Genomic DNA, 7158 nt, shown 5'->3' with positions numbered 1-7158 from the left:
GGCGCTGGATCGGCTGCTCATTGCAACTCGGCCGGGCTCGATGGCGGACACCCTGGCCGACGCGGGAGCCCAGCTGCGGCGCCTGTCGACCCAGGTGGATCGCCACATGCCGGACATCGGCCCGACGGAGGAAGTCGGGGCGCCCAGGCAGGCGCTTTTCGACGCCTTGACCGGTTTTTTGCGGCGCCTGGCCATCGATCGTCCAATCGCGTTGATCCTCGACGACCTGCACTGGGCGCAGCTGCCCACCCTCGTGATGCTCGAACGCGTCCTGATCGGCTGCGCCGATGTCCGGATGCTGGTGGTCGCCACCTTCCGGTCGACCGAACCGGACCGCTCCGACGAGCTCACCACCCGGCTGGCCGAGCTGCACCGCTTCGACGGGGTGCGGCGCCTGGACCTCGCCGGGCTGGACACCGAGGCGATCGCCGAGTTCGTGAGGCGAACCCAGCAGCTGGCTCCCGCGTCGGCGCGCACGGCCGCCGCCCTGCTGCGCGACAAGACCGGCGGCAATCCGTTCTTCCTGACCGAACTGGTCAGCGACCTCGAGGTCCGCGGCGGGCTGGCCACGCTGGGCGCGCAGCAGACCGTCCCGGCGTCCATCGGCGACGCCATCACCCGCCGCCTGAGCGGGCTGGGCGCCGGCGTCCGGGCCGTGATCGAGCAGGCGGCGGTCCTCGGCGAGACGTTCGACCTGCCCGCGCTAATCGCCGCCAGTGAAACCGATCTCGCCGCGACGCTGGCGGCGGTCGATTCGGCCGAAGGCGTCGGGCTGATCCGGCCGGTCCGCGACTCCGACGGCGAGTTCTCGTTCGTGCACGCCCTCACCCGCGAGGCCGTCGTCGGCGAAATGGCGGCGTCGCGGCTGCGGATCATGCACGCGCGGGCCGCCGAGGCGCTCGAGGCCCGGGCGGACCCGTCGGTCGTTCCCCGGCTGGCGAACCACTACCTGCGGGCCCACGTGCTCGGCTACCACGAGCAGGCGCTGCGCTACGCGCACCAGGCGGCGCGGATGGCCGAACAGAGCCTGGCGTACGAGGACGCCGCGAGATGGTTCGAGCGGGCGGCGTCGCTGCCGGAGATGAGCCGCGCCGATCGGGCGCGGCTGGACCTCGATGCGGCCGCCAACCACGTGCGCGCCGGCGATTTCGCGCGGTCGCGGGCGATCTACGAACGCCTCAGCGCGATGGACGATCCGCTGATCCGGCTGGGGGCGGCCGTGGGCTACGAGGAAGCGAATTGGCGTCGGGGACAGTCGGACTCGAAGGCGGCCGACCTGCTCGCGTCGGCGCTGGAATCCTGCGGACTGGACAGCGACGACCCGCGCTATCTGCAGGCACTCGGCAGCTTTGGGCGCGCCCTGGCCTTCGCCGGGGAGGCGGCGCGCGCGCGCGAGGTGGGCACCAACGCCATCGACCGCGCGCGGGCCACCGGCGATCAGGCCGTGCTGATGCACACGCTCAAGACGAGTTTGTGGCAGGGGCTGACGCCGGAGATGTGTGGCATCCAGGCGGAGCGATCGGCCGAGGTATCGCTGATGGCGCTTCAGCGCCGTGACTACGAGGTGCTGGGGGCTGCCGCGCATTTTCGCGCCATGGTCAGCTATCTGGCCGGCCGGCCCGACGACCTGGCGGCGTCGACCGCGGACATGCGGCGGGCGGGCCAGGCGTGCGGACAACCGGTCTTCGGCTTCGTCGGTGCCTGCGTCGAGCAGGCGCTGGCCTATCTGCGCGGGGACTTCACCGGCGCCGAGCGGTGGGCCGACATCGCTTTGCGCGCAGGCGATTTGTTCGACGCGGACGACACCGCGGGCTCGAACGGCGTCCAGATGTTCATGATCCGCCGCGAGACCGCGGGCCTGAAGAGATTCGCCGGGTTCATCGACGGCAGCGAGACATTCGCCGGGCGTTGGGTGCCGGGCCTGCTCGCGTTGTACACCGAGCTCAACTGCGAAGCGGGCATGACCCGCGCGCTCAACCATCTGCTCAACCGCAAACTCCGCGATCGCACCGACGAGGCGCAGTGGCCGATGGAGCTGGTGTTCATGGTCGAGGCGGCGTTGGAGCTGGGCAACCGCGAGGCGCTGCATTCGCTGCGCCCGTACATATCGCGCTATGCCGGCAAGAACCTCGTCGCCGGCCAGTTCGTCGCCCTCTTCGGTAGCGCCGACCGTTACCTCGCCCGGATCGCGGCACTCGACGGCGACACGGCCGCGGCCGAGCGGCATTTCGCCGTGGCGCTGGAGATGGACCGCCGGATGGGCTCGGTGGTTCACGTCGCCGAGACGCTGGCCCGGCACGCGCTGTTCGCGGCGTCGCGCGGGCACACCGAGGACGCGCGCCGGCTGGGCGACGAGGCGCGCGCCATTGCCACCTCGATCGGCCAGAATCGCGTGGTCGAGTTGGTGGACGCGGTGCTGACGACCGGCCCGGACGGCCTGACGGACCGGGAGGTCGAGGTGCTGCGGTTGCTCGCCGAGGGGCTGAGCAATCGGGCGATCGGCGAACGGCTCTACATCAGCACCAACACCGCCGCCAACCATGTGCGCAACATCCTGATCAAGACGGGCGCCGCGAACCGCACCCAGGCGGCGATGTACGCCGCCGATCACGAGCTGCTCGGTTGACAGTCCTCAGATATCGGAGAGCCCACCGTCGGGCATGACGCGATCGCGCACCTCGACGATGACGTCGGCGGGCAGGCCGGCCCGCGCCGCCGCGGTCCTGATGGCCTCGGGTGAGGGCGCCTCGTACAGGCAGTAGGTCTTTCGCTTGTCCGCCGACAGAAACGAGTACATCCAGCGAACGCCCTCATGGTCGTTGATCCGGTTGATGCCGTCGGCTATCTCGAAGCTCGGTTCCATTTCCTCGGCAAAGTTGCGCTCGACCATGAAGATGGGCACGACGGACTCCTGTCATTGTCTTGGGTCGAACCTAGCCCCGCGTGACGCTCTACACCAGCAAATTCGTGGCCGGTGTCAGTCGCCCGCCGTGTCCGCCTCGGCGGACAACAACATCTCCAGGGTGTCCCGCAACTCCCCCAACCGCCGGGGCCCGAGGAGCTCCGCCCAGCGGCTCTCCAAAGCGACTGCATTGGAACGCATCACGCGCAGCGCCTGCCGGCCGCGCGGCGTCAGCTCGATGATGCGGGCCCGGGCGTCGGCGGGATCGGTCACCCGCGTCACATACCCGTGCCGCTCCAGGCTGGCTATCCCCTGGGCCACCGCCTGGCGACTCACCTTGAGCCGGTCGGCCAGATCGGATGCGTGCAGGCCACCGGCCGCCAGCGGCACCAGCGCAACGGCCTGAGCCGGGCGGATCCCGTCGAGCCCGGCCGCGGCGAAGGCCGCCCTCAAATGCGGCGCCCCCGAGGCGGCCACCAAATTCACCAGCGCCGGGACGGTGGGCTTCCACCCGGCATCGGCAACGCGTCGCATGCAGATGAGTGTGCCACCCCGAGCATCTTTGACAAGTTACTTGTCAAATATCGCTGCCGGTGCCACGATGGCTTCATGCGATCGGTGCGGGCTCGGGTGTTCGGTGTCTGTCTCGTCGCGGCCCTGGCGGTCGCGCTCGGCGGTTGTGTCGGCGGTGGGCACGCGCTGGGATCGCCCGGCTCCCAATCGATTCCGATCGGGCAGTCCACCCAATCCATCGACTCCGGCGGAGTCAGCAGGACCTTTCACGTGTACCGGCCGCAGGGATTGCCCGACGCGGCGCCGCTGGTGGTGATGCTGCACGGCGGCTTTGGCAACGGCGCGCAGGCCGAGCGGTCCTACAACTGGGACGCCGAGGCGGACAACGGGCATTTTTTGGTCGCCTACCCCGACGGCCTCAACCGCGCCTGGAACGCCGGGACGTGCTGCGGCGAACCGCAGCGCGCCGACACCGACGACGTCGGTTTCCTCACCGCGATGGTGGGAGCCATCGAGCGGGAGATCCCGATCGATCGCGCGCGCGTCTACGCCACCGGCATGTCGAACGGGGCCATGATGGCGCTTCGACTGGGTTGCCAGAGCGACACCTTCGCCGCGATCGCCCCGGTCGCCGGGACGCTGCTCACCGACTGCTCCCAGGCGCGACCGACGTCGGTGCTGCAGATTCACGGCACCGCCGACGAGCGAGTGCCCTACAACGGCGGGCCCGGAAAAGCCTTCGCGATCAACGGGAATCCACGCGTCGACGGCCCGTCGGTCGAGTCGGTCAACGCCACCTGGCGATCCATCGACGGGTGCGGGCCCCCGACCTCGACCACCGCCGCCGGCGTAACCACGCAAACGGCCGGATGTCCCGACGGGCGCACCGTCGAGTTGATCTCGGTGGCCGGCGCCGGCCATCAATGGCCCGGCGGGCAACCCAGTCCCCTCGCGGAACTCGCCGGGATTCCCGAACCTTCGACGGCGCTCAACGCCACCGACGCCATCTGGCAATTCTTCGCCCAGAGCCATCGCTGACAATCCGGCGAGCGTCGACTTGTTTGGGCGATCGTCGCGTTTTCGCTGCAACAAGTCGACGCTCGCCGGTTTACTTGTCACGTGGAGCGCTTGCTGGAGCGCGACACCGTCCTGGCCAAGCTGGCTGCGCTGACGCGCGCAACGCGGCGCGGCAGGGGTCAGGCGGTGTTGCTGCGGGGAGAAGCCGGCGTGGGCAAGACCGCCGTGATCAGCCGGTTCACCGCCGGCCTCGACGCGGAGGTCCGGGTGCTGCGCGGGTGGTGCGACCCGCTGGCCGCGCCGCGACCGTTAGGGCCGCTACTGGACGCGCTGGGCGGGGTGGGCCCGAGGGCGGCCCGGGCCCTGGACGACGCCATCGAATCAGGCGACACCGGCGCGCTATACCGCAGGCTGCTGACGGTATTGCGCGACGGTCACCGCTGGGTCTGGGTGATCGAGGACGCCCATTGGGCCGACGGGGCGACCCTCGACCTCCTGCGTTTCTTGGCCCGGCGCATCGACTCCCTGCCGCTGCTGCTGGTGGTGTCGTACCGCGACGACCAGGTTGACCGGCAGCACCCGCTTTCGGTCGCGCTCGGGGATATCGCGACATGTGCCGGGGTCAGCCGCGTCGGATTGGAGCCACTGAGCCGCGAGGCGGTCGCGGTGCTCGCCGCCGGAAGCGGCGTCAACGCGGACCAATTGCACGAGCTGACCGGCGGCAACCCGTTCTACGCCACCGAGATCCTGGCGGCCGGCGCGCAAGCCCTGCAGCGAAATGCGTTGCCGCGCACGGTGACCGAGGCCGTCTGGGGCCGGCTGGGACGACTGTCGCCGGCCGCTCGGGAGACCGCCGACGCCGTCGCCGTCTGCGGCCCCCGGGTACACCCGGCGCTGTTGGACAAGGCGTGCCCGGCCGCGGTCGTCGGGCTGGCCGAATGCCTCGATGCCGGGGTGTTGCTCAGCGAGTGGGACGCGATCGGGTTTCGCCACGAGCTGGCCCGGCGAGCGACGCTGGACCAAATCCCCGACCATGAGCGCAAGGCCCTGCACTCCCGCGCGCTGGTCGCACTCGCCGAACCGCCGGTCGACCCGAACACGTTCGCGGCGTTGGCGTTTCACGCCGACCACGTCGACGACGCCGATGCCGTGATCCGCTACGGGGTGGCCGGGGCAGAGAGGGCCGCGGCCCTGGGAGCGCATCAACAGGCCGCCGACTTGTTCGCGCTGGCGCTGCGGCGCGCCGGGGCCGAGCCGGCCGAGCCGCGGGTCCAGTGGCTCGAGCAACACGCGGTGGCCTGCTACCTGTGCGGGCGCGGCGAGGCCGCGGTCTCGTCCTGGCGCGAGGCGATCACGCTGCGCCACGCGGCGGGCGATCGGCTCGGCGAGGGTGACGACTTGCGCTGGCTCTCCCACGGACTGTGGGGGCTGGGCCGTGTGGGCGAATCCGCCGACGCGGCGCGTGCTTCCCTGTGCCTGCTGGAGGGCGCCGACCCGTGCCCGCAGCTGGCCTGGTCGCTGGTGAACATGGCCGAGCAGGGCCTGTGGAACTTCGACCCTGCCTGCGCCGATTACGCGGCGCGGGCGATCGCGGTCGGCACCCAGCTCGGCGACGACGCGGTGGTGGTCCGCGCGCGTGGCTACACGGCGCTGGCCAACGTGGTCCGCACAGACTCCGGGTGGGAAGCCCTGGAGGAGGTCTGGCACGACGCGATGGCGGCCGACGCGCGCGGCGAGACCGCCGCGTTCTTCGGCGCGGTGAACAGCTACATCGCGGCGATGCACTACGACCCCGATCGGGCGGATCGCTACATCGCCGGCGCCGTCAGCTATTGCCGTGACCGGGGGATCTATCTCTTCGAGGGCATCGCCGCCAGCGCCGAGGCGCAGGCCTGCCTGCATCGCGGACACTGGACTCGCGCCAGTGCAATCTCGGAGGACATGCTCAGTCGCCCCGGGCTGACGCGGGTAACCCTGATCGCGGCGCGGCTCGTCCTGGCCCTCGTCAACGCCCGCCGCGGCGAACAACCCGTCGTCTCGCTCCTGGATGACATCGAAGCCAGTTCGGAGCTGAACCAACAGCGGTTCTTTCCCGTCTGGGCCGCGCGCGCGGAAGCCGCCTGGCTGGCCGGCGACGACGAACTAGCCCGCAGCCTGGCGGAGAGCGCGTTGATCAAGATGGGCACCGACCGCAATCCATGGCTGATCTGGCAGCTGCGCCGGTGGTCCCGACTTCCCGACGGCCCACCCGAGGACGTCGCCGGCGGTGGCCCATTCACCCCGTTCCAGCTGGAGCTTGGCGGCGACTGGCGGTCGGCCGCGGCGGCGTGGACGGACCGCGGCTGCCTTTACGACGCGGCCATCGCCCAACTGGGCGGCGACATCGCCGCGGTCGAGTCGGCGCTGGCGACGTTCCGCCGGCTCGGCGCCCGTGCGGCGGCCCGCCGCGCCCAGCAGCGCCTGGCAACGCTGCGCGGTGATGCCCGCCGCGGCAGGGGCGCGGGAACGGTGTCCGACCCCGACGGGCTGACCCGGCGGCAACGCGAAGTGCTCACCTTGATCGCCGCCGGGCACAGCGACGCCGAGGTGGCCACCAAACTGTCCATCAGCCCCAAGACCGTCGGCCACCACGTCGCCGCGATCCTGGCCAAACTCGGCGTCGACAACCGCACCCAGGCCGCTGCCCGTGCCCGAGGTCCCAGATCCTAGGGCCGCAAATATAGGGA

At 70.9% G+C, this 7158-nt stretch carries 5 protein-coding genes; 3 read left to right on the top strand and 2 right to left on the bottom strand.

Annotated features, from left to right (window positions below):
- Positions 1 to 2626, top strand: a 2626-nt coding sequence (locus tag A5655_RS29290; protein WP_304441667.1) for a helix-turn-helix transcriptional regulator, incomplete at its 5' end; no start/stop codon positions are given.
- Between the two features lie 6 nt (positions 2627 to 2632).
- On the opposite strand, the gene A5655_RS21135 is transcribed toward A5655_RS29290, so the two are convergent.
- Both A5655_RS21135 and A5655_RS21130 read right to left on the bottom strand, forming a co-directional pair.
- A complete protein-coding gene (locus A5655_RS21135) occupies positions 2633 to 2902 on the bottom strand; it encodes a DUF4242 domain-containing protein (RefSeq protein WP_067013372.1) in 270 nt (89 codons plus the stop codon).
- A gap of 75 nt (positions 2903 to 2977) precedes the next feature.
- Entirely contained in the window at positions 2978 to 3436 is a 459-nt protein-coding gene (locus A5655_RS21130; protein ID WP_067013370.1) for a MarR family winged helix-turn-helix transcriptional regulator, read from the bottom strand.
- A 75-nt stretch (positions 3437 to 3511) separates the two neighbouring features.
- On the opposite strand from A5655_RS21130, the gene A5655_RS21125 reads away from it, so the two are divergent.
- Positions 3512 to 4453 carry a PHB depolymerase family esterase gene (locus A5655_RS21125; RefSeq protein WP_067013367.1) on the top strand — a complete coding sequence of 314 codons (942 nt, stop codon included), beginning with the start codon at positions 3512 to 3514 and terminating at the stop codon, positions 4451 to 4453.
- An 81-nt stretch (positions 4454 to 4534) separates the two neighbouring features.
- The gene (locus A5655_RS21120; protein ID WP_082978784.1) at positions 4535 to 7141 is read left to right on the top strand and encodes an AAA family ATPase; all 2607 of its coding nucleotides are present in this window, start codon (positions 4535 to 4537) and stop codon (positions 7139 to 7141) included.
- The last annotated feature ends 17 nt before the right edge of the window (positions 7142 to 7158 follow it).

The organism is Mycobacterium sp. 1081908.1, from assembly GCF_001673535.1.
Classification (GTDB): domain Bacteria; phylum Actinomycetota; class Actinomycetes; order Mycobacteriales; family Mycobacteriaceae; genus Mycobacterium.
Note: the sequence above shows the minus strand (reverse complement) of the source record. Positions and strands in the feature narration are given on the sequence as shown.